The organism is Sphingorhabdus contaminans (assembly GCF_007280415.1).
Taxonomy (GTDB): domain Bacteria; phylum Pseudomonadota; class Alphaproteobacteria; order Sphingomonadales; family Sphingomonadaceae; genus Sphingorhabdus_B; species Sphingorhabdus_B contaminans.
Window position 1 is genome coordinate 1,034,816 of sequence record NZ_VKKU01000002.1, and the last position, 25,681, is coordinate 1,060,496.

Sequence of the window (25,681 nt, forward strand, 5' to 3'; positions counted from 1 at the left end):
TGCACCGGGCCGTTTTCTTACCGGCCCTGTGCGCGCCACCTTCGGACCACGCGTTCCAGTATCTCGCTTTCGCCACCTGTTTCCTGCCACAACTGGCTGAACAGCGGGTCTTCCGATGCCGGGCGCTTTTCTTCCTCAAGATTGTCGAGGGCAACGCGGATCGGAATGCTGACACCTTCGCCGCAGATGATGCATTCGCGGTTGCGCAGCGCGGGGATGGAATCGAGGAATCCGCGCGCACCTTCGGGCATTGCGGCGCGGACGAACGCCTGGTCGCGGTCGTTGTTGAGGCGCATCGATATGATCGTGCCGCACTGCGACAGCACACCTTCGGCCAAGTCGGACGGACGTTGCGTAATCAGGCCAAGCGATACGCCATATTTACGGCCTTCCTTGGCGATACGTTCCAGAATCGAGCGCACCGCGCTGGCTTTGGATACGCGGTCGGAGGGAATGTAACGGTGGGCTTCTTCGCAGACGAGCAGGATCGGACGCTGCGGTTCGTTGCGTGACCAGATGGCATAGTCAAATACTAGGCGCGACAGAACGGCGACCACGGTGGAGGTAATGTCCGACGGAACGCCCGACACGTCGATGATGGAAATCGGTTTACCGCCCGATGGCAGACGGAAAATCTTTCCGACAAAATCGGCCATGGTGTCGCCGACCAGCATGCCGGAGAACATGAAGTTATAGCGCGGATCGGCTTTCAGTTCCTCGATCTTGCCCTTCAGGCGCATGAACGGGGCGCTGTTTGTCGCCTTGTCCAGCTTGCCCATTTCGGTCTGGATGATGTTGGTAAGATCCGACAGCAGATAAGGGATCGGGGCATCGACGGTCAGCTTGCCAATGCTTTCGGCAATCCGGTTTTTGGCGCGCGCCTGCAACAGGCAGCGGGCCAGAATGTCGCTGTCGATCTGCCGGTCGTCGCCGGAGGATGTTACGAAAACCTCGCAATGTTCGGCAAAGTTCATCATCCAATAGGGCATGGCCAGATTGTTGACGTCGAACAGCGCACCATTGCCCTTGAACGCGGCGGAATATTCGCCGTGCGGGTCGATCATGACGATATGGCCTTCGGGCGCGATATCGCAGATCTTGTGCAGGATCAGGGCTGCGCTGGTCGACTTACCGGTACCGGTCGACCCCAGAAGCGCGAAATGCTTGCCGAGCATCGCATCGACATAGAGCGCACCGCGGATGTCCTTGGTCGGGAAAACAGTGCCGATTTCGACATGCGCACGGGCATCGGCGGCATAAACCTGCTTCATGTCGGAACTGGAGACGGCATATACCTCGCTGCCCGGAACGGGATAGCGGGTCACACCACGGCGGAAATTATAGATTTTCCCGGTCAGTTTTTCTTCATCGCCCTCGCCCAGAAAGTCCACAGCGGCCATGATGACGCCCTGTTCGCGTTCATGCAGTTTCTGGGTGCGGATGCTGGCCAATAGCCAGGTGCTGCCGACGCGGATCTTGATCTGGCTGCCCACCTGTCCCGCCATAGCAATGCTGGGATCGCTATGCGTCATCAATTCGCTCAGGACGCCGGAATCCAGCGTTACCTGCGAACTGGAGCCTGCAATTTCCATAACAAAGCCGATATGGTGCAGCACCGGACCGCTGGTCGGGACGTGCGTAGCGGCCTCGCGCGCGGCGGGCGCCATTGCGACAGGACCCGCCTGCGTCGTCGACATGCCGCCGTTATCCAGGGGTTGCGCCGAAGAAAACTGGTGATTTCCGCTTATATCCATGGTCGAGATGCCCTTTATGATCGGGCCGACCATAGGGTCAGAAAGTAAAGATATATTTACTATCCGGCTCCGCTTCTGTCGCGGATTCCGGCGAAAGGCAGCGCATCAGAAGCGCTGGAAGATATATCCTGCAAACCAGCCCAGCAGCAGCGATACCAGTACCGCCATGGTCCCGTAAAACAGCGAATAGTCCTGTGCCAGAATGCTCACAAGCTGTTCAAAGCCGGTTTTACGTACCCGCACCTCGACTTTGTCATCGGCGACGATAACGCGCCCGTTCCGGATCAGCAGTGTTTCGGCGACATAGGTGCCGACAGGAACGCTGGACGGAATTTCGAGGCGGGCGCGGTAGAGCACCTGATCGGTGATCTCGACCGAGCCGGCTTCCTGCCGGAACAGGCCATTGCGCTGTTTCAGATCGACAAGGCCATTGCTGAAACGGCGTTGCTCTTTTGCATCCACCTCGCCGCTGGGCGAAAGTTGCAGTTTATCGAGACCGAGTTCGTAGATTGCAGCCGTTTTGCTATCGACAATGTCGCGCAGCGGGCGGGATGAGGCGATGGCATAATAGACCGGAACCGACCGGAAATCGCTGCTGTCCGCATTGATCCAGATGCCGGCGATTTTCTGCTTTTCGCGCAAGGTGATCGGCCGGGCGGGTCCACGCAACACGACCGCGACATCAATCTGGCCTTCGGGGGCGACGCCGCGCGGGTAGATGATCGCACCGAACAACAGCAATTCGGCGCCGGTAAAGCCGGACTGGATGTTGATCTGCCGCTGCGACACATCGGGAACCAATTTGGGCACCGCCTGCGCCGACAGCGACACGGGCAGGAACATCAACGCCAGTGCGACCAGCCATTTCATAGCGCTTGCACCGTATAAATCTCATCCGGACGCCAGCCGAGGCCCAGCGCCATACGCAGCGCCACAAGCAGCACGATCGTTGCCAGAAACAGCCGCAGATAATCGGGCCGCATCCTTTGCGCCAGACGCGCGCCGATCTGCGCGCCTGTGACGCTTCCGATCAGCAGAAAGACGGCCAGAACAATATCCACCGCCTTGGTGGTCAGGCTGTGCATCATCGTTGATGCCATGGTGACGAACAATATCTGGAACAGCGATGTGCCGACCACCACCTGTGCACCCATGCCCAGCAGATAGAGCATCGCCGGTACCATGATGAATCCGCCGCCCACGCCGAGCAGCATCGTCATGATGCCGGTCACGAAACCCAGAATCAGCGGGGCGAGAGGCGAGATATACAGACCCGAACGGTAAAAGCGCCAGCGCATCGGCAGGCTGGCGACCAGCGGATGGTGGCGGCGTTTGGCCGCAGGGCGGGGCTTGCCGGAACGCACCGCCAATACACTGCCCAGACTTTCTTTTGCCATCAGGCCGCCGATGCTGCCGAGCATGACGACATACAGGATATTGATGACAGTATCGATCTGTCCCACGGCCTCCAGAACTTCGAAAATTGCCGCCCCTGCGGCTGTTCCGAACATGCCGCCGACCACCAGCACCGCGCCCATCTGGAAATCGACACCACCGCGTTTCATATGTGCAAAGACGCCCGAAACACTTGCTCCGGTGACCTGGGTGGATGCGGATGCCGCCGCGACCGTGGGTGGGATGCCGTAGAAAATCAGCAAGGGCGTGGTCAAAAACCCGCCGCCAACGCCGAACATTCCCGACAGCATGCCGACCCCACCACCCAGCAGGATGATGACAAGGGCATTGACGGACAAATTGGCGATGGGAAGATAGATATCCATTTGCGATTGGGGGACCCTAACCCGTTTTGGACCGGGGATAAAGTCCGCGGGTCAGAAACTGGTGGACAATGTCATGGCGGGTCCGCTTGCCGGTGCCGCTTCGCCTGCAACGCGGATGCGCCAATCGGCGCTGAGGCGCAGACGGGCTTTGGCAACGGCGATGTCGGTGCGCACCGCCGGGCCGATATCGATCCGGAATGTCCCGCTCTGGCCGCCACCCCAAAGTCCCGCGCCCGCCCGTACCGTTCCGCCTGCGACCCCGGTAATTTTGCGGTCTGCCAGCATCGACATATCGAAAAAGGGTCCGGCCGATGGGCCCGAGACGAACCCTGCTTGCGCATAGCCATCCAGCCGGAATGCGCGCGGCAAGGCCAGCGTGGTGCCCCCTGCCACATAAGCGGCGTTGGCATCGGGACGTTCAGGCCGGAACCGGCGCTCGACGGATAGGGACAAGGGCAGGCGGGGCAGGGGGTGCCATCGGACCCCTGCGGCAAATTCACGGTCCGATGTGTCCCCATGTGCGATCGCCCCGCGTGCCAGAAGGGCAAGGCGGGGCCGCTCCTGCCCACGCCGCGGGGGAAGGATATCCCAGGTGACAATAAATCCGCTCTGGCTACCCCCATATTGCCCGCCGGGCGCGGTCAGACCCGAGGCGGAAGATTTGCGGACGAAGTTATAGCCATAAAAATGGACGGGGCTGCGATGCGATGGGATGGCATGCGGGGAGGGCGCACCGGCGACGAAACTTTCCGGCGGTACTTGCAGCGGGGCGGGTGATTGGGGGAGCGTCCTTGTCTCCGACGGGGGCGTCATGCCTGTTTCCATCGGCCAGTGCGGCGAGATGTTCGTGGCGGCCAAGTGCTGCTTTCTCGATGGTGCATCCAGCCTCGCCCGGATTTTGGATATATGCACCGTTTCAACATGGGGAGGCGGCGCGGGCAGGGGCGGAGTAGTGACGGTTTTTGCCGCGACATGATCCTGCGCCTCCGAAATGGGGACGGTCATCATGATCCTTCCTGCGCACCACAACCCGGCCAGAACGGCCAGAAACTCGAACTGCCGGCCGCGCATATCAGGAACGCGGATGCCGGGGGACAGGAACGACCAGATGCTCGGTCTTGTCCCAGAAGAGCGGCGCGCCCAGACAATGGCGCAGATAGCCAAACCCGGCTTTGCGGGCCGACAGGATGGCGATCATATTGCCCACCAGACTTCGCGGGACCGAAAGCGCGGCCTCGCCAAGACCATAGACCGACGCCACAAAGGCGGCCCGGACAGCCAGCCGCCAGAATAGGAACAGCGAATTCAGGATCAGCAGCGATGACAGCGAAGCCGGGATCGGTGCCGGCTCGTATAAATGCCCCTTGCCAAGCAGGGTGAAGAAACCCGTTACCGCCATTGCGAGATAAGCCGACAGCATGACGACGGCGGCGAAGATCGAGCGCCGGTCGTGCAGCAGCATCCATTTCTGGGCCAGCCCGCCCTGCCAGCCAAGCCGGTCCCATCCGGCAAAGGCGATGCCGGTAAGCCAGCGCGTTTTCTGCCGCACCGATGTCGACAAGGTCGCCGGAAAGCAGGAACGTGTCCCGATCAACTGTCCGTCGGGTCCGCGTTCACGGGCCATGACCGTCCGTCCGCCCAAACGGCCGATTGTCATCCCCAGTTCGTAATCTTCGGTCAGGCTGCTTGGATCAAAAGGCAGGCCATGGGCCCGTTGCGCGATGCGTTCCAGCATGCGCCGGTCAATCGCACAGCCAACGCCTGCAAGGGGGAGATGCGCGCCAAGGGCCTGCCGCACGATCAGCGTCTTGCCATGGGATTCGGCAAATTCGTCACAATAATGGCCGCTGACCCAGCGTGATCCCGGCGCCCGTACCGGGATGACGGGCAATTGCACGGCCGCATAGTGCGGGATCAGGCGATGGAACAGGTCGAGTTCGCCCGAGTGCACCGCGTCTTCTGCGTCGTGCAGGATAATGGCCCTTGTCGTGAATCCGTCGACCCTTTCATCGGCCAGCAGCGCGTCCCACAGATGGTTCAGGCAGTCGGCCTTGGTTGTCGGCCCTTCATGCGGCAGCATCACGGTTCGGATCTGATGCGCCATGTGCGCAACCTCCCCTATTCGCGCGGCGGAATCGCAGTCGTTGGGATAATAGCCCACATAAATGCGAAAGCGGCGGGGACTGTCTGCCCAGGCGGACAGGCAATGCCGCAACATGGCGCCGATCACAGCCTGTTCGGCCCATGCCGGAATGAACACGGCTAGCAGCGACCCGTCGTCATCCTCCGGTACCGCGCCGGCGTTTTTTGTGTCCGATCCCTTGATCCATGACCAGCACCGGTGCGCAAACCACAGCAGGTCGATACACAGGTCATCAAGCGCGCCCACCAGAAACCAGAAGGCGCTGAACAGCAGCAGTTCATGCTGCGCAACCTGCAACCCGTCGAGAAGCGGCGTCACAACCCCTCGCCCCTTTCCTTGGACCCGGCTTGTGGGGTGGCGCCATGCGCCTGTTGCAGGTCAAGCCATGTGCCCGCCACCATAACGCCCAGAATAGGTATGCTCCAGAAAGACAGCAGCGCCTGATAAGCTGCCGGAACGACGTCCGGAATCCACAGGGTCGCAATATGGGTTGCGACGGCGACGATCTGGAATCCGGTTGCCCAGATCGGCCAGTAACGGCTGCTGTTGCAGGCCAGAAGGACCAGTGCAAACAGGCAGGCCGTATCGGCCGCAAATACGGCATAGGATGTACCTGCCCAGTCCGGCTTCACCAGGGTTCCCAACGCCGTCAACAGCGTTGCGCCCGCAAATATCAGGGCACCTGCGCGACCGGTCCGACCGCCAAAGCGCACGGCATAGGCAAGACACAGACAGAGGCCGCCCAGAAATGTTGCCTGCACAATGTCCATGTTCCGTGAAAGCCGGATGCGGGCGTTCAGGCCTGGCTGCCCACCACATGCAATCCGGCGGGCGATGTCAGCGGACCTGATCCCACGCAGCCGAAATTGGTTTCTTTCAGATTGCTTCGGCTTTGCGCGATGGCAATTTCGCGATGGGCGGAGACAAAACCGTTTCGTGCATCGACCATTTTCACAAGACCAGCCGTAATCTTCTCGATCGCCGCCTGCGTCTCTGCCGGTGCAGCGTCCGACGACCGGCAGGTATTGATCACCGAACAGGTCAGCGCGGCCAGATCGGCAAGGGCGGTATCGATCGCGCCATGGGCGGACCGGATATCGGCGGCCAGTTGTTGTGCAGACCGGACGTCATACTTCACCATGAACATTCTCCCATCTCATGCTCGCCATCGCAGCAATTGTCGGGACGCCCTATCGGAACAGGCGGAGTGTTCCGGTCAGTATGATCACCACCATGGCAATCAGCAGGGAGCTGAAAAATGCGATGTTAAGCGTTTGGACCAATATTTCCCTTTTCGGCAGATGATGCCGTTTCCCCCCGACAGGCGGAACGGTCATCCGTCGCATCGCAACGGCCAACATCCCCTTCCAGCCCCCGGGCGGCCGGTTGTGAATATGGGATTCACCTGCCGCAGCAATAACGCCTGGTTCGTATACGAGCGGCTCGGATAGCTTTTCCTGTTCCATCGCCATGAAAATGCGGACCGCATCTTTCCGGCTTTGCGCATTCAGCTTGCGCCGCGCCGAATCCAGCCGCTGGTCGACGGTGAAATGGGATATGTCCAGTTTTCGGGCAATTTCCTTGGACGTCAGATGTTGCCCCACAAGGCGGAGACATTGTTTCTGTCCTTCCGTCAAATCGCCGGGGGAAGGGGGCGTCACCTTGCGGGACCTATCGTATAAAAATGGATATGTTTCATTCGGTTAGCTGTCGGAACAAGTTTAAACATAGCTAAACTATGTAAAAGCGGGAAAGCAAGGAAATTGCGTGATGCGGGCTGATCGCCTTGCCAAGCAAGAGCGGGGATTGCATAGACTTATAGGGTGACACAGCCAGATCAACGAAGCAGCGGACGCTCCGCTTTACGCGAATTTCTCGCCAGCGAAGCCGCCGGCGGCATTTTACTGATGGCGGCCGCGGCGCTGGCGATGATTGTTGCCAACACCGCTTTCGCGGCGGATTATTTCCATCTCATCCATGCTGTGGTCGGTCCAGAGCTGACACCCAAATTGGGTCCGATGACAGTCCATCTGTGGATCAACGACGGGTTGATGGCAATTTTCTTCCTGCTGGTCGGTTTGGAAATCAAACGCGAATTTGTCGACGGGCACCTGGCGACATGGGCAGACCGCCGTTTGCCCGTCATCTCCGCAGCCGCCGGAATGATCGTTCCTGCCGCAATCTATCTCGGCTTTGCCGGAAGCGATCCGCAACTTGTGCGCGGCTGGGCAATACCGGCGGCAACCGATATCGCCTTTGCCATTGGCGTGCTCGCCCTTCTGGGCAGCAGAGCACCTGCATCGCTGAAACTGTTTTTGACGACGGTGGCAATTGTCGACGATATGGGTGCCGTGGCAATCATCGCGCTGTTCTACACAGCCGAGCTGAACCTGACGGCGCTTCTGGCCGCACTGGTTCTGTGGTTGGTGATGCTGGCGCTGAACCGGTTCAGGGTGAACGCGCTGTGGCCCTATCTGATCCTGGCGTCCTTTTTATGGTATGCGACCCTGTTGTCCGGTGTGCATGCCACGATTGCGGGCGTACTTGCCGCCTTTGCCATCCCTTTCCGGCGCACGCTTGCGGCCCCTGATGCCGAAGATTCCGCGTTGCACCGCCTGGAACATGCATTGGCAAAGCCGGTCGCCTTTGCAATTGTGCCGATATTCGGTTTCGCCAATGCGGGCGTTTCACTCGTTGATGTGACATTTGCCTCGCTTCTGGCACCTTTGCCTCTGGGCATTGCCCTTGGTCTGTTTCTCGGCAAGCAACTGGGCATATTTGGCAGTGTCTGGCTGACGGTAAAGCTGGGGCTCGCCATTCGTCCCAAGGACGCAAACTGGACGCAAGTCTATGGCGTCGCCTTGCTATGCGGCATTGGTTTTACCATGAGCCTGTTTATCGGCGGTCTTGCCTTCACAGATCCCGCGCAGGGCGATGCCGTCAAAATAGGCGTGTTGATGGGATCGCTTTTGTCGGCCGTCTGTGGCTATGCCCTCTTACGCTTTGCTTCCCCCAGTTCCAGAAAATCCGGAGAATCCGAATGAAATATCGCCATCTGTTGTTGCCGCTCATGCTTGTCATTCCGGCATGTGCGCAAAACGGCGCTCAACCTCAGTCGGCACCGGTGGCAACCAGTACAGCCATAGGCGAGATTGCGGATTCCTATATCAAACTGACATTGGAAGCCGGTACGCATGAGGCGGAATATGTCGACGCCTATTATGGCCCGGGCACCCTGCAGGATGCGGCAAAGGCGAATCCGAGGAGCCTGGATGCCTTGCTGGCCGATGCGCGCGCTTTGGTTGCGAAAATCGACCAGACATTGCCGTCAATCGGGAAGGATGCGGACCGGCGCCGGGCCGTGGCGCTGCGCGGAATGCTGGTCGCTGCGGAGACCCGCCTCCAAATGCTGCAGGGCAAGAAATTCCGCTTCAATGATGAGGCCAAAGGACAATTTGCCACCATTCCCGATCTGAAGCCCCTGACGCATTATGACGCGCTTTTGGCTGATCTCGAAAAGCTGATCCCGGGGGAAGGAACGCTGGCGGCACGTGTCGATGCGTTTAACGACCGTTACATCATTCCAAAGGATAAGCTTCAGCCGGTATTTGACGCCGCGATTGCCGAATGCAAGCGCCGGACCGAGCAACATATCACACTGCCCAAAGGCGAGACGTTCACCATGGAATTTGTAACCGGCAAAACATGGTCCGGTTACAATTATTACAAGGGCAATTACAAAAGCCTGATCCAGATCAATACCGATCTGCCCATCCGCATCAGCCGCGCCGTCGACCTTGGCTGCCATGAAGGATATCCCGGCCATCATGTGCTCAACTTGCTGGTCGAAGAACGGCTGGCACGGGGTAAAGGCTGGCGCGAATATGAAGTAAATCCCCTCTACAGCCCGACCAGCGTTCTGTCGGAAGGCAGTGCCAATTATGGCATCGACCTCGCTTTTCCGGGGCCGGAGCGGTTGGCGTTCGAACGCGATGTCCTTTATCCGCTTGCCGGGCTCGATCCCAGAACGGCCGAAGCCTTTTGGAAGATGCAGCAAATGACCGAGGCATTGTCCGGGGCGCGGCTGACGATCGCCAAAATGTATCTGGATGGGGAAATTAATCGCACCCAGGCCCTGGGCCTTACCCAGAAATATCTGCTTCTCTCACCGGCCCGGGCTGAACAATCGGTGGGCTTCACCGACCATTATCGCAGCTATGTTATCAACTATGGCTGGGGCAAAGACCTTGTCCGCAACTATATCGAACGGGGAAATCCGGATACTGCAACACGCTGGCGCCGGATGGAAAAAATCCTGAGCGAACCGACCCAACCGGCAGACTTGTTGCCCTAGGCGAGATGGAGACGGAACCAGTCGGTGAGCTCTTCTTCGGATAATTCGCTGGCGGCGAGGGCAATTACTGTCTGGGTTGCAAGAGCGGCATCGAACACAAGCTTGTGGCCATTAAGCGCGAGAAACAAGCGTGCCAAAACCCAAGCAGTTCGTTTGTTTCCATCTGCGAAAGGATGATTTCGTGCGATACCATAAGCGTAGGCCGATGCCAGCGCAGCAGGCTCTTCAACGCCATAAGCCCATTGGTTGCGTGGTCTGGAAAGCGCTGAGTCCAGTAGGTTCGAATCCCGAATTCCGCTGATCCCGCCATGTTCGGCTATTTGCCGGTCATGAATGGCAAGCGCGTCCCGCGCGTCGAGCCATTGCGGCTCTATCCTCAGGCCAATGGACATGTCTGCCTATTGAGCCAATATCCGCAATATATCGCGGTCTTCACGCATAATTGTTTCGGCCAAAGCCATTTTCGCTTCGAAGCTAGGATCGCTGGGTGTGAGATGGAAACCATTGGCGGTTTCGGTCAAATAAAGATCATCACCAAGCGACACGCGAAGCTTTGCCAATATCTCCTTGGGCAGAATCATGCCTGCGCTGTTGCCCACTTTGATAATCTTCATCGGTTTGTTCATACGCAAGTTATAACATAAAAAGGCTAAATCTGCAACCCGGCTTCCTCAACCGTCACGCTCTGTGAAATCAGGTTGGCGGTTCCGAAGATGGTCATGAAGCTGATATCAGTGGCATCACGTCCGACCGCGATGCGGACGAGATGCTCTTCCGGCGCCAGCCGCGTGGGGTCGATCAGATGCCAGCGCCCCGCCAGATAGACTTCGACGACGGCATGAAAATCGGGCGGGTCGATGCCAAGACCATAACAGGATACCATGCGTGCCGGCACATCTGCGGCCCGGGCAAAAGCGATGAGCAGATGGGCAAAATCGCGGCAGACACCGCGATGCGAAATGAAGGTGTCGGTTGCAGTCGATCCGGTACCTGAAAAGCCCGGGGCATATTGGATATTATTGTAAATCCAGTCCGCCATTTGCAGGATGCGGTCGCCCTTGCTTTTTCCATCAAAGCGCGTGGTAACGAAATTTTCGTGGCGGTCCGACGGACAATAGCGGCTGGGCATGAGATATTGGATATAGGCCGGTGGCAGTTCGGCGTGGGGGACCGTGTCCAGCCCGGCAATTACCGTCGGGGCGCGGTCGATGGCCACGGTTGCGGTGTAGACAATGTCGATCCGCCCTTCTGCGTGCAGCCATGTCCTGCGGCCCAGACCGTCCATGCCCTCAATGGTTGTCAGCGGCGAACAGTCCCCTTTGACTTTCAGCAGGTCGGTTAGCAGGCGCTGGTCCGTCATCGGTATGGATTCAACCGCAAGCAGAACGTCGGCGGCCTGGGGCAGATGATAGTTGAGGGTGGCGGTGATCGCGACAGTGGTCATGCGCCGCCCTTGGGTCATTTAAGACCGGCGCGCAAGGGGAGTCGTGCGCCGGAAAATCAGGGAATCTCGAAGCGTACGCGATTGCGGTAAAAGGATGCGAGCGGTTTGCCTTCGCGATCCAGCGCCGGCACAAATTGAGCCCGGCGCATGACCGATTTGCAGACGGCGTTATCAAATTCCTTTGGCCGGGTCGTGGACTGGATATGACAGGCAGTTGCTTTGCCGTCTGCGCCCACGCTTAACCGGAATTCGATGATCGCAGGCTGCCCCGCCGAAAGCATGTTCAAAGGATAATCTGCGGCAACCACCCACTGACCGGGATTATTGGCGGGACGTACCGACCGGGTCAGAGTCCGGTGCCGTTCCACATCAATTCCCCATACCGTCATCAGATTGTCGATACAGGTATCAAGCGCCTTCAGCGGTCCGTTCATTGACCCTGTTTCAAGGATAACCTCGTTGCGCAGTGGCCTTCCGATCTTCATGAAACGGACAGCCTTTTTCCTTTCGGCGCTGATGGGTTCCACCGTGCGTGGTTCATCCGGCTTTGCACTGTTCAGCCTTTGCCGTTCGGCGGGCGTGGGTGGCCCAATCCGTTCGCCGCTCGAAAAGACAATTGCGGTCCGTTCACCCAGATTGCCTTTCAGGAAGGAAAATTTCTGCTCTTCCTCGGCAGGGCCGAATTGGACGGAGGCCTCACCCTTGTCCAGCGACACCCGCACCGGTTTTCCGGCGAGCGTCAGGCGAAAGGATTCTTCCGGACCGTAGCGGTCGAAAAAGGCATAGACGAGTTCGTCGTCCGCCCCGAATTGCCGTGCAAGGCGGCAACGGTCGTCGGCATAGTCGACATGCCATGCGGACGTCGGTTTCAGACTGATGGGGCCCTTGGGTGCGTCGGCGACGGCGGAGGTTGCATAGGCCAGAAGCACAAACGCGGTAGAGATCTTGTGAAGCATGGGGCGAAGCTATCGAACCCATGGCTGTGGCGCAATAAAAAGGGGCGGCCATTTCGGACCGCCCCCTTCGGTTCATCGCAATTCGTAATTTGTCAGAGTTTGCTGACCAGCTCCGGCACCGCGGTATAAAGGTCAGCCACGAGACCGATGTCGGCGACCTGGAAGATGGGGGCATCTTCGTCCTTGTTGATCGCAACGATCACCTTGGAATCCTTCATGCCTGCCAGATGCTGGATCGCGCCGGAGATGCCGACCGCGATATAGACTTCCGGGGCGACGATCTTGCCGGTCTGGCCTACCTGATAATCGTTGGGAACATAGCCTGCATCGACCGCAGCGCGGCTGGCGCCGACGCCTGCGCCCAGCTTGTCAGCCAGTGGCAGGATGACTTCGTTGAACGTCGCCGAATCCTTGAGCGCGCGGCCACCCGACACGATGATCTTCGCCGATGTCAGTTCAGGACGCTCCTGCTTGGCGATTTCGGCCGAGACGAAGCTCGAGATACCGGCATCGCCGCTGCCCGATACCGCTTCGATTGCTGCCGAACCACCAGTGGCGTCGGCCTTGGCAAAGGCGGTGCCGCGAACGGTGATGACCTTCTTGGCATCCGATGACTGCACGGTGGCAATCGCGTTGCCGGCATAGATAGGACGCGTGAAGGTATCGGCGCTTTCGACCGAAAGGATGTCGCTGATCTGCATCACGTCGAGCAGGGCAGCAACGCGCGGGGCGATGTTCTTGCCGTTCGATGTGGCAGGAAAGACGAAAGCGTCATGATGATCGGCCAGGCTTGCAATCAGCGGCGCGACATTTTCGGCAAGCTGGTGGGCATAGGCCGCATCATCGGCGACATGGACCTTGGTCACACCGGCGATCTTCGCAGCTTCTTGCGCCACGGCAGCGCAACCCGAACCTGCGACCAGCGCATGGACTTCGCCCAGTTTGCCCGCAGCCGTTACCGCAGCCAGCGTTGCGTCCTTCACCGACGCATTGTCATGCTCTACAAAAACGAGGACGCTCATGCTGCTACTCCTATTTCCTTCAGTTTCGCGACCAGCGCGTCCACATCCGCAACCTTGATACCGGCGCTACGCACGGGCGGTTCGGTGACTTTCAGGGTCTTCAGGCGCGGGGCAATGTCGACGCCATAATCGCCCGGCGTCTTTTGTGCGAGCGGCTTGGACTTCGCCTTCATGATGTTCGGCAACGACGCATAACGCGGTTCGTTGAGGCGCAGGTCGGTGGTGACGATGGCCGGGGTCTTCAGGCTGACAGTCTCCAGTCCGCCGTCGACTTCGCGGGTCACGTGAACGGTATCACCGCTGACTTCGACCTTGCTGGCAAAGGTGCCCTGCGGACGTCCGGTCAGCGCCGCCAGCATCTGGCCGGTCTGGTTGCTGTCGTCGTCAATCGCCTGCTTGCCCAGAATGACAAGGCCGGGCTGTTCTTCGTCCATGATCTTGGCGAGGATTTTGGCAACGCCCAGTGGCTCGACATCTTCGGCGACGACCAGGATCGCGCGGTCTGCACCCATGGCGAGCGCGGTACGCAGGGTTTCCTGCGCCTTGTCGGGGCCTACGGAAACGGCAACGACCTCGGTCGCGACGCCCTTTTCGCGAAGCCGAAGAGCTTCTTCGACGGCGATTTCGTCAAACGGGTTCATGCTCATTTTCACGTTCGCCAAGTCGACGCCGCTACCATCCGGCTTTACCCGCGGTTTCACATTATAATCGATGACCCGCTTAACGGGGACGATGATTTTCATAGCTCATCCTTCCTTACCGACTCACATGACGAGTGAATGCCCGCCAAACCGTTGCGCCTATGCTTGACGTTTACGTGAACGTCAAGTGGCCTCTTTTCTTTCTCTTCTTATGCGCAAGGGCGGCGATCAGGCCGCCTTGCGCACCTCTGCCACGATCTTTTCAGCCGCATCGCCCAGATCATTGGCCGAAACGATGGGCAGACCGCTGTTGGCGAGAATATCCTTGCCCTGCTGCACATTGGTGCCTTCGAGACGGACGACCAGCGGAACGGAGAGGTTCACTTCCTTCGCCGCGGCGACAATACCGTCGGCAATGATGTCGCATTTCATGATGCCGCCGAAGATATTGACGAGGATACCCTTCACGGCCGGGTCTTTCAGAATGATCTTGAAAGCAGCCGTCACCTTCTCCTTGGAGGCGCCGCCACCGACGTCGAGGAAGTTGGCGGGGAATTCGCCGTTCAGCTTGATGATGTCCATCGTCGCCATGGCAAGACCGGCGCCGTTGACCATGCAGCCGATATTGCCGTCGAGTTTGATATAGGCGAGATCATATTCCGACGCTTCGACCTCGGCGGGGTCTTCTTCGGTCAGGTCGCGCAATTCGGCGAGATCCTTGTGGCGGAACATGGCGTTGCCGTCGAAACCGACCTTGGCGTCCAGAACCAGCAGTTCATCGCCATTGGCGCCCGCACATACAGCCAGCGGATTGATCTCGATCTGCTCGGCATCGGTACCCAGGAACGCCGCATAGAGACCGGCAAGAACCGTCTGCGCCTGCTTCGCCAGATCGCCGGTCAGCCCAAGGGCCTTGGCGACGCTGCGGCCATGATGCGGCATCAGGCCGGAGGCGGGGTCGATGGTGATGGTGTGGATTTTTTCGGGAGTGTCATGCGCGACATCTTCGATGTTCATGCCGCCTTCGGTCGATGCGACCACGGCGATCCGGCTGGTGGCACGGTCGACGAGCAACGCCAGATAGAATTCCTGCTTAATGTCTGCGCCGTCGGTGATGTACAGACGGTTGACCTGCTTGCCCGCTTCGCCGGTCTGCACGGTCACCAGCGTATTGCCGAGCATATCCTTTGCATGGGCTTCGACCTCGTCCAGGTTGAATGCCAGACGAACACCACCCTTGGCATCCGGACCCAGTTCCTTGAACTTCCCCTTGCCGCGTCCGCCCGCGTGAATCTGCGATTTGACAACATAAAGGGGGCCTGGAAGCTGCTTGGCGGCGGTGACGGCTTCTTCGACCGACATGGCGGCAATGCCTTTGGGCACCGCTACACCGAATTTCGCCAACAATTCCTTGGCCTGATATTCATGGATATTCATGGGAAAATGCGTCCTTCCAGGTGGCAGAGTCGCAGGCTCTAAAGCACAGACAAGCAGGGAATGGAAGGGTTTGGCGCACAAGTTTTTCTAATGGTGCATGCCATTGATTATAAAGCGGGCAACGGGATGGATGCCCCGTTTTTTACCGGCACCTGTTCATTGTAACAGTCCAAGGCCTGCCAGTTCGGACCGGAGCGTGGCGGCGTCGGTGAAATGATGCGCGGCAAAGCCGTTGGCGCGGGCGCTGACGACATTGGCATGATTGTCATCAATGAAGATTGCTTCACCCGGCTTCAGACCGAAGCGTTGAAGTGCCAGAGCATATATGGCCGGATCGGGCTTTGCCAGTTTCTCGACGCCTGAAACGACGATATCGCCAAACAGGTCGAATATCGGCTGCGTGGGCCGGAACATGTCCCAGAATTCGGCACCGAAATTGGTAATGGCATATAGCGGCACATCTTGCGCGGCCAGGTCCCGCACGATGTCCAGCGATCCGGGTACCGGCCCCGGAATTGTTTCGTTGAACCGCGTGCGGTAGGCCTCGATCAGCGGGCCATAGTGCGGATATTGTGCCGTCAGCTCGGCCGTCATGTCTGCCAACGGACGGCCGGCATCATGCTGGAAATGCCATTCGGGCGTCACGACATGAGCCAGAAACCAGTCGAGTTCCTCCGAATCGCTGATGAGTTTGGCAAACAAATGCCGCAGGTCCCATTCGAACAAGACCCTGCCGACATCGAACACGACTGTCGAAATCCCTGCCATCTTCGCCATTTCCCCCGGTTTCGGACACAAAAAAGCCGCCCACGAATCGGATTCGGAGCGGCGTTTTGCTGGAACCTTCTGCCTGCGCGGTGCAGGCAGGACCAATTCAGCCCTGACGCGCCTTGAAACGACGGTTGGTCTTGTTGATCACATAGACGCGGCCACGACGGCGAATCACGCGGTTATCGCGGTGGCGGCCCTTGAGTGACTTCAAAGAATTGACGATCTTCATCGGAATTAACCCGTTTTTCTGTGCATAAAGCTTTAAATGAAGGCGCGCTCCTATGGGCGACACCGGCCAAAGTCAAGCATCATTGGCCGATTTTTGCGGATTCATTGCCCATACATCGCTTGCCTTCAAGGATGTGCGGCGTAAGGAGTGCATTATGATCACAGGAAATCGCCTTTTGCCGCTGCTGTCGCTGGCCCTGCTTTCTGCCTGCGTTGTACCCACCGGCCCCGTCGAGGTCACCCGGTTCAACCGCGCAGCCGAAGGGGTCGTTTACGGCACGGGATCGGTATCGGTCGTGCTGGCGGGAGAAACCGACGCCGGCCAGAGTCTGGCGGCCTCACCCTATCTGGCGGCGGTCGCACGGGAATTGCAGCGTGTCGGCTATTCCGAGAAAAATGCCGATCCCGATATTGTTGCCGAAGTCCGTTACGGGGTTGCCACACTCGAACGTGAACGCCGCTCGCCCGTTTCTGTAGGCGTGGGTGGTTCGACCGGCAGCTTCGGTTCGGGATTGGGTGTCGGCGTCGGCATCAACCTTGGTGGCGGATCATCGGCGCAGGTGGAAACGACCCTTTCTGTCCGGCTGCTGCGCCGCAGTGACAAGCTCGTCATCTGGGAAGGCAAGGCAAGCCAGACGGCAAAGGCCGGCTCGCCCGCAGCCCAGCCGGGCATCGCCGCCGCAAAATTGGCTGAAGCGATGTTTAAGGGCTTCCCCGGTGTCTCTGGTGAGACTATCCGCGTTCCATAATCAAGGAACATCTATGCCCATTACCGACATCAATGCTGCCTTCGACAGCGGCAATATCATTGTACATTCCATTCAGGGAAACTCCGCCCATCTTTCGATCCGCAAGGACCGGGAATCGGAATTTGCCCAATGGTTCCATTTCCGCGTCGCCTGCACGGCCGGGGAAGAACTGACCTTGCGTATCACTGGTCTGGAAGGCAGCGCCTATCCCGGCGGCTGGCCCGACTATCGCGCCTGCGTTTCCGAAGACCGGGACTATTGGGGCCGCGCAGAGAGCAGCTACGACAAGGGTGAAGATGGCGGCACGCTGACCATCCGCTATACACCGGCAAGCGCCCTTGTCTGGTTCGCCTATTTCGCACCCTACAGCATGGAACGGCACCATGATCTGGTATCGGAAACGGCAGGATGCGAGGGTGTCACCTATCGCTGCCTTGGCCATAGTCTGGAAGGACAGCCCATTGACTGCCTCGAAATGGGCTCGGGCGATATCCAGGTCTGGCTTTATGCGCGCCAGCATCCGGGCGAAAGCCAGGCCGAATGGTGGATGGAAGGCGCACTCGACATGCTGACGGATCTGAGCAATCCGCATGCGCGGGTTCTGCTTGATAAATGCCGCCTGCATATCGTTCCAAACGCGAATCCGGATGGCAGTTGCCGCGGCCATTTACGCACCAACTATGCCGGTGTGAACCTGAACCGCGAATGGGCGATGCCCAGCCTGGAAAAAAGCCCGGAGGTTCTCGGCATCCGGAATGCCATGGATGAAAGCGGCGTGCACTGGGCCATGGATATCCATGGTGACGAGGCGATCCCGGCAGCGTTCATGGCCGGTTTTGAAGGTATTCCGTCCTGGACCGACGATCAGGGCAACCGGTATCAGGCCTTTATCCAGCGCCTTGCCGAGCGGACGCCGGACTTCCAGACCAAATTGGGATATGCGATTGCGGCACCGGGCAAGGCCAATCTGACCATGTCCACCAATCAACTCGCCGAACGTTTCGGAAAGAGCCATGGCTGCGTTTCGATGACCCTGGAAATGCCCTATAAGGATACCGTCCACGGCAATGACCCGGAACAGGGCTGGTCGCCCGAACGGTGCAAATTGCTGGCGCGGGAATGTCTGGCAACTCTGGCTGAAATGGTGTGACCAATGGCAATGCGGATCATCGAAGACGATTTGACCGGTTCTGAAATTCGCAGTCTCCTCGAAACCCATTTTGCCGGCATGCTGGCCAATTCGCCGGAAGGTAGCTGTCATTTTCTGGATTTCGACGGGCTCAATGCACCCGACGTTACCTTTTGGTCGATTTGGGACGACAAGGCCTTGATGGGCTGTGGCGCCTTGAAGGAATTGTCGCCCGACCATGGCGAAATCAAATCAATGCGCACCCATGCCGATCATTTGCGAAAGGGTGCGGGTGCCGCGATGCTGACGCATATCATTTCGGAAGCACGGGCGCGCGGATATCAGCGCCTGAGTCTGGAGACCGGTTCCGCCGAAGCCTTTGTACCTGCACTTGCGATGTACCAGGCGCATGGCTTCGACTTTTGCCCGCCATTTGCCGACTATGTCGAAGATCCGTTCAGCAGGTTCATGACCTTATCGCTTTGACGGCTGCGATTGTGCCTTGCATCCCGCGACGCTAGAGGCAGAACCGAATCACGACCTAAGGATTATATATGCCCAAACTCATCCTCATCCGTCATGGCCAATCGCAATGGAATCTGGAAAATCGCTTCACCGGTTGGTGGGATGTTGACGTAACGGAAAAAGGTGCGGCAGAAGCCTGGGCCGCCGGCGAGTTGATGAAGGAAAAGGGCATTGCCCCCGACGTGGCGTTCACCAGCGTGCAGACGCGCGCGATAAAGACACTCAACCTCGCTTTGGAAGCCATGGGTCGGCTCTGGGTTCCGGTGACGAAGAACTGGCAATTGAACGAACGGCATTATGGCGGCCTCACCGGCCTCGACAAGGCCGAGACCGCGGCCAAGCATGGCGAGGACCAGGTGCATATCTGGCGCCGCAGCTTTGACATCCCGCCACCCCCGCTGGAGGCTGGCTCGGCCTATGACCTGTCGGGCGACCCGCGCTATGCAGGCATCGCTATTCCCAATACCGAAAGTCTGAAAGACACGATCGCCCGCGTTCTGCCCTATTGGGAAAGTGCCATTGTCCCGGAATTGAAGGCCGACAAGACGGTTCTGATTTCCGCGCACGGCAACAGCTTGCGGGCCTTGGTAAAGCATCTGTCGGGCATTTCGGATGCGGACATCACCGGACTTGAGATACCGACAGGGCAGCCGATCGTGTATGAACTTGACGCAGGATTGCAAGGCGAACGCTATTATTTGTCCGACCGCTAATCGGTACGTCCGCCCTCTTTGGCCTGCTTGGCCGCATACATGGAACGGTCGGCGCGCAATAGCAGATCCGATGGTTTGACGCCCGGTTCGATGACGGCATGGCCGGCGGAAATGCTGGGCGTCAGAAAAATGTCGCCATGCGCGATCCTGAGCTTTCCAACCATTGCCACCACCCGATCAGCTTTCCGGGCGAGCTCGCTTTCCTGAATATTGTCGAGCAATATCGCAAATTCGTCACCGCCAATCCGGGCGACCAGATCGGAACGGCGGACGGCCCCCAATAATGCCTTGGCAATGCTGGTCAGCAATATGTCGCCCGCAACATGGCCGTGCCGATCATTGACCGATTTGAGATTGTCGACATCCATGAACAGCAGGCCGTAATGGCCGCCATAACGATGGGCGCGCCAGCACCACCGGTCCAGTTCTTCCATGAAATGGCGCCGGTTGAAGAGCGGCGTCAGGGTATCGCAGACAACCAGACGTTCCAGTTCGGCAACCCGCGCTTTCAAGACAGCATTTTCGCGCGCAAGATCGGCTGCGGTCGCTGAATCGCCTGTCGCCGTCAAATTGCGGGCATTTTTGTCCAATTGAGCAGTCCCCGATATTTGCACGACCCGGGGTATCTTTTCTTATTTTCCCCCTCAACCAGATTTTCCCCAAAAAAGCAAGAGTTTACATCCTCTGGGGGTGTCGGTCTGCTGTGGAATGCGCTGTCCATTCACAATTGCGGTTGCCGTGCTCCCACGCTAAGGGCGGATGCTTCTTATGGTCGGGGGAACGACAGGTGAGTGAAGCGCAACCTCTAGTCGGAATAATCATGGGCAGCCGCTCGGACTGGGAAACGATGCGTGAAGCATCGGCGACGCTGGCGGCATTGCATGTGCCGCATGAATGCAAAGTGGTGTCGGCGCACCGGACCCCTGACCGTCTTTACGACTATGCAAAAGGTGCGGCGGGGCGCGGCCTCAAATGCATTATTGCAGGGGCAGGGGGTGCCGCACATTTGCCCGGCATGGCCGCATCGATGACCCGCCTTCCCGTCCTTGGCGTGCCCGTCCAGTCAAAGGCCCTCGACGGCATGGACAGCCTGTTGTCCATCGTCCAGATGCCCGCCGGGATACCGGTCGGCACGCTGGCCATTGGTAAGGCCGGGGCGACAAATGCGGCACTACTGGCGGCAGCAATGCTGGCGAATGAAGATGGCGAACTGGCAGAGCGGCTGGACGCGTGGCGTGCGGCGCAGACAGCATCGGTGGCCGAGACTCCCGAATGACGGCACTTCCCCCCGGTTCGACAATCGGCATTTTGGGTGGCGGACAGCTGGGCCGTATGCTGGCGATGGCCGCGGCGCAGCTTGGCTATCGCTGCCACATCTATGCACCGCCCGGCGACAATGTGGCGTTCGAGGTTGCAGCCGGCAGTACGGTTGCGGAATATGACGACCTGGCCGCGCTCAAATCCTTTGCCGAAAAATGCGATGTGGTCACATTCGAATTTGAAAATGTACCGGTCGAACCGCTCCGATCGATTGCCCATGCCGTTCCGATCCATCCGCCGATCCAGGCGCTGGAAGTGGCGCAGGACCGGGTCGAGGAAAAGGAATATGTCCGCAAACTCGGCGGTGAAACCGCTGCTTTTGCAGTCGCACGATCCGAGATTGAGGTGGACGATGCCGTCGCTGCTGTCGGAACGCCCGCCATATTGAAGACCATCCGGATGGGCTATGATGGCAAGGGCCAGGTTCGCGTTTCGGCGCAAAGCGATCTCGCCAGTGCCTGGCGGCGGGCGGGTGGCCAGCCGTTAATTGCCGAAGCCATGGTACAGTTCGATGCCGAATTTTCCGTGATATTGGTGCGCAGTGCAGATGGCGAAATCCGCTATTGGGATTCGCCCCGCAATGCGCACGAAAACGGCATATTGGCGACCTCTACCCTGCCGGCAGGTCCCCTCATCGAAAGCCAGCAGGCGGCGGCACGACAAATGGCCGCGGCGGTAGCCGATGCACTGGAATATGTAGGGGTATTTACAGCGGAATTTTTCGCCAGCGGCGAAGGTCCGCTGTTCAACGAAATCGCCCCCCGCGTCCACAATAGCGGCCATTGGACCATCGAAGGTGCCGAGACCAGCCAGTTCGAAAACCATATCCGTGCCATTTGCGGATTGCCCCTGGGCAGCACGGCCACCGTTGCCGAACGGGTGGAAATGCAGAACCTGATCGGCAAGGACGGTGAACGCTGGCTGCAGCTTTTGGGCGACCCTGCGGCCAACCTGCATCTCTACGGCAAGGCCGAGGCACGTGACGGACGCAAAATTGGTCACGTCACCCGCTTGTATAGATAATCAAATGTCGGCAAAGCGGGGGATATGAATCACCCCGAAATCATCCTTGTCCTCGCCCGCGCCGCCAATGGAGTCATCGGGAGCGATGGCGGGATGCCCTGGCATATCCCGGCCGACCTTCGCCGCTTCAAACAGATCACCAAAGGCCGCCCGATGATCATGGGCCGCAAGACCTTTGACAGTCTGCCCGGTTTGCTGGAGGGCCGCCGCCATATCGTGCTCACCCGCGACACATCATGGGAAGAAGAAGGTGCAGAGCCGGTCTATTCGGTCGAAGAGGCGCTGAAGCGTGCCAATGGCCCTCATGTCTGCGTCATCGGCGGAGCCGAGATATATGGTCTGTTCCTGCCGCTGGCCGACAAGATCGAACTGACCGAAATCGCGATCACGCCCGAAGGCGACACGATGATGCCCGCGTTCGATGCAAAGGACTGGCAAGAAATCGCCCGCGACAGCCATCCCGCAGAGGGCAAGGTCCCTGCGTATGATTTTGTTACGCTGGTGCGGCGCGTCTGACTTTTTCGGGGGAGGGGAAAGAGAAATGCGTAAACGGGTCTGGATTTCGCTGGCACTGGTCGGCGCGGCCGCGATTGGCTTTTTCGGGGTCGCACCCGGTTATGTCGAAGGCGCGATGAACCGGATTGACGGCAAGCCGCTGATCAAGGTGAGCGACGAGGCAAAGGCGCTGCACAAGACGCTGACGATTGTCGACTTGCACAGCGACACGTTGATGTGGAACCGCGACCTCAATGACCGTGCATCGCGGGGGCATATGGACCTGCCCCGCCTGCAGGACGGCAATGTCGCGCTGCAGCTATTCTCGTCCGTCAGCAAGACGCCCAAGAACCAGAATTATGACGGCAATGGCGCCGACAGCGACAATATCACCTTGCTGACCATTGCGCAGTTGCAGCCGATGAAGACGTGGAGCTCGCTTGTCGAACGCTCGCTATACCATGCGCATAAGCGCGATGTGGCGGCTGCCGGTTCGAATGGCGCGATAAAGGCGGTCAATACATCGGCACAGCTGGATGGCTTGCTGGCGGCGCGTGCCAAAGATTCCAAGCCCGTGGGCGCAATGCTGACAATTGAAGGCCTGCAAAATCTGGAGGGGAAGGCATCCAATCTCGACCGCCTGTACGCCGCCGGTTTTCGCATGGCGGGGCTGACGCATTTTTTCGACAATGAACTGGCAGGGTCGATGCACGGCCTGAAAAAGGGCGGACTGACACCTTTTGGCCGCGATATTGTGCGGCGGATGGAGGCAAAGGGCATGATCGTCGACATCGCGCATCTGAGCCACAGCGGCGTCGCCGAAGTGCTGGCGATGGCCAAGCGCCCTGTGGTGTCGAGCCATGGCGGCGTGCAGGCGACGTGCAAGGTCAACCGCAATCTGACCGACGACGAAATTCGGGGCGTTGCCAAAACCGGCGGCGTCATTGGTGTCGGTTATTGGGATGCCGCCATTTGCGACACATCCCCCCGCGCAGCCGCCAAGGCGATGAAGCATGTGCGCGATCTGGTCGGCATCGACCATGTCGCCCTGGGGTCGGACTATGACGGGGCCACCACGGTGCGTTTCGACACATCCCAATTGGCACAGGTCACACAGGCCCTGCTGGACGAAGGCTTTACGCCTGCCGAAATTCGCGCCGTCATGGGCGAAAATGCACTGCGCGTGATCCGGGCCGGACTGAAACCATTGGCCGGGGTGCCTGCCACATCATGACCATCAGGCGCCTGTCTGCAAAGGATGTGATACCCGATGCCCTGCGCGGTGCCGTTGCGGCGCTGGGTAATTTTGACGGCTTCCATCTTGGCCATCAGGCGGTGGCAGGCGAGGCAATTGCACAGGCCAAAGCAGCCGGAAAGCCTGCCATTATCGCAACGTTTGACCCGCATCCCGTCCGGTTTTTTGCGCCCGATGCGCCCTGGTTCCGTCTGACGACGCTCGACCAGCGGCAGCATCTATTTGCGGAAGCCGGTGCGGACGCCATGCTGGTCTTCGATTTCGATGCCGCCCTTGCGGCAACCACTGCAGAGGATTTCATTGTCGAACTGCTGGTAAAGCGGCTGGGCCTGTCGGGCGTGGTGACGGGCGAGGATTTCACCTTTGGCAAGGGCCGTGGCGGGAATATCGCCATATTGCGCGAACTGGGCGCGCGCCATGGCTTGCACGCGACGGCGATGGGTCCGGTGATGGACGACGAAGGCGTCATATCCTCCAGCCGGGTTCGCGACGCCTTGCGGGCAGGGGACTGCGCGACCGCGACCCGTCTGCTGACCCGTCCCTTTGCCGTCGAAGGTGTGGTGCAGCATGGCGACAAAAATGGCCGCCTGCTCGGCTTTCCGACCGCGAATATCGACATGGCGCATTATCTGCGCCCGCGTTACGGCATCTATGCGGTCAAGGGCCGCCTGCCCGATGGCCGTGTGGTTGACGGTGCGGCAAATCTCGGCATCCGCCCCAGTTTCGATCCGCCCAAGGAATTGCTGGAACCACATTTCTTCGATTTTGCCGAAGACCTGTACGGCCAAAAGATCGAGATCGAATTTCACGCCTACATCCGGCCCGAAGCAAAGTTCGACAGCATGGACGCTCTGATGGCGCAGATGGCAAAGGATTGTGACGAGGCGCGGAAGGTTTTGGCGGCCAGATGACCTTGTCCCGCACCCAGAAACGCCTGCTGGCTGTTATCGCCCTCATCCTTATTGTCCTGTCCTTGCTGAATGCCAGCTGGCTGGCACCTGCGCCTGTCGGAAAGCCCAAGTTGATCGCCCATCGCGGCGTCTATCATCTTTATGACAAACGCGCCGCCTTTGGCCGCGACACCTGTACCGCCCGCTTCATCAACCCGCCCGACCATGAGGTGTTTGAAAACACTGTGCCATCGATCCAGATGGCGGCCGGGTTGGGCGGCGATCTGGTCGAGGTTGACGTTGCCCCGACCAAAGACGGCAAAATGGTGCTGTTCCATGACTGGACGGTCGATTGCCGCACCAATGGCAAGGGCGAGACGCGTGACCTGACCCTTGCCGAGCTAAAGGCGCTCGACATCGGCTATGGTTATACGGCCGATGGCGGTAAGACCTTCCCCTTGCGCGGCAAAGGCATAGGGCAAATCCCGACGGTTGAAGAAGCGCTGGCCGCCCTGCCGTCGCGCCCCATGCTGTTCAATTTCAAATCCAAGGATGCCGGCGAAGCCGATCAGCTTTTCGCCATTTTGAAAGCGTCGGGCCGGGATTATGAAAAGCTGGGCGATGCCTTTTATGGTGCAAGCGGCCCGGTCACGCGCATCCGGCAACTGGCACCGAAAAACTGGGCGTTCGACCTGAAGGGCGAAGCGCAAAAATGCACGAAGGATTATGTCGCCTATGGCTGGACGGGCATCATTCCGGAAAGCTGCCACAATGGCGTGATCGTCATTCCGATCAATTACCAGTGGATCATGTGGGGCTGGCCCAACCGCCTGATCGCCCGCATGGAGTCGGTGGGGGCAAAGGTCATTGTGACGGGCCCCTATGAAAGCGGGAAGTCCAACGAAGGCCTGACCGATGTGCACCAGCTCGGCAAGATCGCCGGAACCTTCAACGGCTATATCTGGATAGAGGATATCTGGGGCATCGGCCCTGCGTTGAAGAAGTGAAAACGGACCCCGAAACAAGTTGAGGGTGACGAAAGGCAATTTGT

At 59.0% G+C, this 25,681-nt stretch carries 30 protein-coding genes; 12 read left to right on the forward strand and 18 right to left on the reverse strand.

Annotated elements, in window-relative coordinates; all coding sequences use genetic code 11:
- Positions 1–17: 17 nt before the first annotated feature.
- The 8 genes from FOM92_RS13165 to FOM92_RS13200 form a co-directional block, all read right to left on the reverse strand.
- Positions 18–1,754 carry an ATP-binding protein gene (locus tag FOM92_RS13165; protein WP_425473391.1) on the reverse strand — a complete coding sequence of 579 codons (1,737 nt, stop codon included), beginning with the start codon at positions 1,752–1,754 and terminating at the stop codon, positions 18–20.
- A 105-nt stretch (positions 1,755–1,859) separates the two neighbouring features.
- Positions 1,860–2,624, reverse strand: a complete 765-nt coding sequence (locus tag FOM92_RS13170; protein ID WP_143777295.1) for a TIGR02186 family protein — start codon at positions 2,622–2,624, stop codon at positions 1,860–1,862.
- Positions 2,621–3,535: a sulfite exporter TauE/SafE family protein gene (locus tag FOM92_RS13175; protein WP_143777296.1), complete on the reverse strand. Its 915-nt coding sequence runs from the start codon at positions 3,533–3,535 to the stop codon at positions 2,621–2,623. The genes FOM92_RS13170 and FOM92_RS13175 overlap by 4 nt, the downstream gene beginning before the upstream one ends.
- 51 nt (positions 3,536–3,586) lie before the next feature.
- Positions 3,587–4,543, reverse strand: a complete 957-nt coding sequence (locus tag FOM92_RS13180) for a hypothetical protein (RefSeq protein ID WP_143777297.1) — start codon at positions 4,541–4,543, stop codon at positions 3,587–3,589.
- 64 nt (positions 4,544–4,607) lie between these two features.
- Complete coding sequence (locus FOM92_RS13185) at positions 4,608–5,996, reverse strand: glycosyl transferase family protein (RefSeq protein ID WP_143777298.1); 1,389 nt, start codon at positions 5,994–5,996, stop codon at positions 4,608–4,610.
- Positions 5,993–6,448 (reverse strand): hypothetical protein, encoded by a 456-nt coding sequence (locus FOM92_RS13190; RefSeq protein ID WP_143777299.1) that lies wholly within the window; start codon positions 6,446–6,448, stop codon positions 5,993–5,995. Before FOM92_RS13190 ends, FOM92_RS13185 begins: the two co-directional genes overlap by 4 nt.
- A gap of 26 nt (positions 6,449–6,474) precedes the next feature.
- Entirely contained in the window at positions 6,475–6,819 is a 345-nt protein-coding gene (locus FOM92_RS13195) for a hypothetical protein (protein WP_143777300.1), read from the reverse strand.
- A 49-nt stretch (positions 6,820–6,868) separates the two neighbouring features.
- The gene (locus FOM92_RS13200) at positions 6,869–7,339 is read right to left on the reverse strand and encodes a response regulator transcription factor (protein ID WP_143777301.1); all 471 of its coding nucleotides are present in this window, start codon (positions 7,337–7,339) and stop codon (positions 6,869–6,871) included.
- A gap of 162 nt (positions 7,340–7,501) precedes the next feature.
- Here FOM92_RS13200 and nhaA point away from each other — a divergent pair, with 162 nt between their 5' ends.
- Both nhaA and FOM92_RS13210 read left to right on the forward strand, forming a co-directional pair.
- On the forward strand, positions 7,502–8,722 hold the full coding sequence (nhaA, locus tag FOM92_RS13205; RefSeq protein ID WP_143777302.1) for a Na+/H+ antiporter NhaA: 1,221 nt from the start codon (positions 7,502–7,504) through the stop codon (positions 8,720–8,722).
- Positions 8,719–10,032: a hypothetical protein gene (locus tag FOM92_RS13210; RefSeq protein WP_143777303.1), complete on the forward strand. Its 1,314-nt coding sequence runs from the start codon at positions 8,719–8,721 to the stop codon at positions 10,030–10,032. Before nhaA ends, FOM92_RS13210 begins: the two co-directional genes overlap by 4 nt.
- Here the strand turns inward: FOM92_RS13210 and FOM92_RS13215 are convergent.
- The 9 genes from FOM92_RS13215 to ykgO form a co-directional block, all read right to left on the reverse strand.
- Entirely contained in the window at positions 10,029–10,424 is a 396-nt protein-coding gene (locus FOM92_RS13215) for a type II toxin-antitoxin system death-on-curing family toxin (protein WP_143777304.1), read from the reverse strand. The genes FOM92_RS13210 and FOM92_RS13215 overlap by 4 nt on opposite strands.
- 6 nt (positions 10,425–10,430) lie before the next feature.
- Positions 10,431–10,646 (reverse strand): AbrB/MazE/SpoVT family DNA-binding domain-containing protein, encoded by a 216-nt coding sequence (locus FOM92_RS13220; protein WP_342778188.1) that lies wholly within the window; start codon positions 10,644–10,646, stop codon positions 10,431–10,433.
- A 35-nt stretch (positions 10,647–10,681) separates the two neighbouring features.
- Positions 10,682–11,476, reverse strand: coding sequence for a transglutaminase-like domain-containing protein (locus FOM92_RS13225; protein WP_143777305.1), 795 nt, complete (start codon positions 11,474–11,476; stop codon positions 10,682–10,684).
- A gap of 56 nt (positions 11,477–11,532) precedes the next feature.
- On the reverse strand, positions 11,533–12,432 hold the full coding sequence (locus FOM92_RS13230) for an energy transducer TonB (RefSeq protein WP_143777306.1): 900 nt from the start codon (positions 12,430–12,432) through the stop codon (positions 11,533–11,535).
- A 92-nt stretch (positions 12,433–12,524) separates the two neighbouring features.
- The gene (locus FOM92_RS13235; RefSeq protein ID WP_143777307.1) at positions 12,525–13,454 is read right to left on the reverse strand and encodes an electron transfer flavoprotein subunit alpha/FixB family protein; all 930 of its coding nucleotides are present in this window, start codon (positions 13,452–13,454) and stop codon (positions 12,525–12,527) included.
- Positions 13,451–14,197 carry an electron transfer flavoprotein subunit beta/FixA family protein gene (locus tag FOM92_RS13240; protein WP_143777308.1) on the reverse strand — a complete coding sequence of 249 codons (747 nt, stop codon included), beginning with the start codon at positions 14,195–14,197 and terminating at the stop codon, positions 13,451–13,453. The genes FOM92_RS13235 and FOM92_RS13240 overlap by 4 nt, the downstream gene beginning before the upstream one ends.
- Positions 14,198–14,323: 126 nt before the next feature.
- A complete protein-coding gene (sucC, locus tag FOM92_RS13245; protein WP_143777309.1) occupies positions 14,324–15,532 on the reverse strand; it encodes an ADP-forming succinate--CoA ligase subunit beta in 1,209 nt (402 codons plus the stop codon).
- 156 nt (positions 15,533–15,688) lie between these two features.
- Positions 15,689–16,300, reverse strand: coding sequence for an HAD family hydrolase (locus FOM92_RS13250; protein WP_143777310.1), 612 nt, complete (start codon positions 16,298–16,300; stop codon positions 15,689–15,691).
- A 106-nt stretch (positions 16,301–16,406) separates the two neighbouring features.
- A complete protein-coding gene (gene ykgO, locus FOM92_RS13255; protein ID WP_033920696.1) occupies positions 16,407–16,532 on the reverse strand; it encodes a type B 50S ribosomal protein L36 in 126 nt (41 codons plus the stop codon).
- A gap of 154 nt (positions 16,533–16,686) precedes the next feature.
- Between ykgO and FOM92_RS13260 the strand changes: the two genes are divergently transcribed.
- The 4 genes from FOM92_RS13260 to gpmA all read left to right on the forward strand — a co-directional run bounded on the left by FOM92_RS13260 (position 16,687) and on the right by gpmA (position 19,647).
- A complete protein-coding gene (locus FOM92_RS13260; RefSeq protein WP_143777311.1) occupies positions 16,687–17,280 on the forward strand; it encodes a DUF4136 domain-containing protein in 594 nt (197 codons plus the stop codon).
- 13 nt (positions 17,281–17,293) lie between these two features.
- Entirely contained in the window at positions 17,294–18,430 is a 1,137-nt protein-coding gene (locus FOM92_RS13265) for a M14 family metallopeptidase (protein WP_143777312.1), read from the forward strand.
- 3 nt (positions 18,431–18,433) lie between these two features.
- On the forward strand, positions 18,434–18,895 hold the full coding sequence (locus tag FOM92_RS13270) for a GNAT family N-acetyltransferase (protein ID WP_211347408.1): 462 nt from the start codon (positions 18,434–18,436) through the stop codon (positions 18,893–18,895).
- Positions 18,896–18,963: 68 nt separating this feature from the next.
- Positions 18,964–19,647 carry a 2,3-diphosphoglycerate-dependent phosphoglycerate mutase gene (gpmA, locus tag FOM92_RS13275; RefSeq protein ID WP_143777313.1) on the forward strand — a complete coding sequence of 228 codons (684 nt, stop codon included), beginning with the start codon at positions 18,964–18,966 and terminating at the stop codon, positions 19,645–19,647.
- Here gpmA and FOM92_RS13280 read toward each other — a convergent pair.
- A complete protein-coding gene (locus FOM92_RS13280; RefSeq protein WP_170226886.1) occupies positions 19,644–20,237 on the reverse strand; it encodes a GGDEF domain-containing protein in 594 nt (197 codons plus the stop codon). The two genes, gpmA and FOM92_RS13280, sit on opposite strands and share 4 nt — an antisense overlap.
- 230 nt (positions 20,238–20,467) lie before the next feature.
- On the opposite strand from FOM92_RS13280, the gene purE reads away from it, so the two are divergent.
- Genes purE through FOM92_RS13310 form a run of 6 tightly spaced genes read left to right on the forward strand, consistent with a single transcriptional unit; the run spans position 20,468 to position 25,637 of the window.
- Complete coding sequence (gene purE / locus FOM92_RS13285) at positions 20,468–20,923, forward strand: 5-(carboxyamino)imidazole ribonucleotide mutase (RefSeq protein ID WP_143777315.1); 456 nt, start codon at positions 20,468–20,470, stop codon at positions 20,921–20,923.
- Positions 20,920–21,990 carry a 5-(carboxyamino)imidazole ribonucleotide synthase gene (locus tag FOM92_RS13290; RefSeq protein WP_143777316.1) on the forward strand — a complete coding sequence of 357 codons (1,071 nt, stop codon included), beginning with the start codon at positions 20,920–20,922 and terminating at the stop codon, positions 21,988–21,990. Before purE ends, FOM92_RS13290 begins: the two co-directional genes overlap by 4 nt.
- A gap of 24 nt (positions 21,991–22,014) precedes the next feature.
- The gene (locus FOM92_RS13295; RefSeq protein ID WP_143777317.1) at positions 22,015–22,506 is read left to right on the forward strand and encodes a dihydrofolate reductase; all 492 of its coding nucleotides are present in this window, start codon (positions 22,015–22,017) and stop codon (positions 22,504–22,506) included.
- A 25-nt stretch (positions 22,507–22,531) separates the two neighbouring features.
- Positions 22,532–23,719, forward strand: coding sequence for a dipeptidase (locus FOM92_RS13300; protein ID WP_143777318.1), 1,188 nt, complete (start codon positions 22,532–22,534; stop codon positions 23,717–23,719).
- Entirely contained in the window at positions 23,716–24,651 is a 936-nt protein-coding gene (locus tag FOM92_RS13305) for a bifunctional riboflavin kinase/FAD synthetase (protein WP_211347409.1), read from the forward strand. The genes FOM92_RS13300 and FOM92_RS13305 overlap by 4 nt, the downstream gene beginning before the upstream one ends.
- Complete coding sequence (locus tag FOM92_RS13310; protein ID WP_143777319.1) at positions 24,648–25,637, forward strand: glycerophosphodiester phosphodiesterase family protein; 990 nt, start codon at positions 24,648–24,650, stop codon at positions 25,635–25,637. Before FOM92_RS13305 ends, FOM92_RS13310 begins: the two co-directional genes overlap by 4 nt.
- The last annotated feature ends 44 nt before the right edge of the window (positions 25,638–25,681 follow it).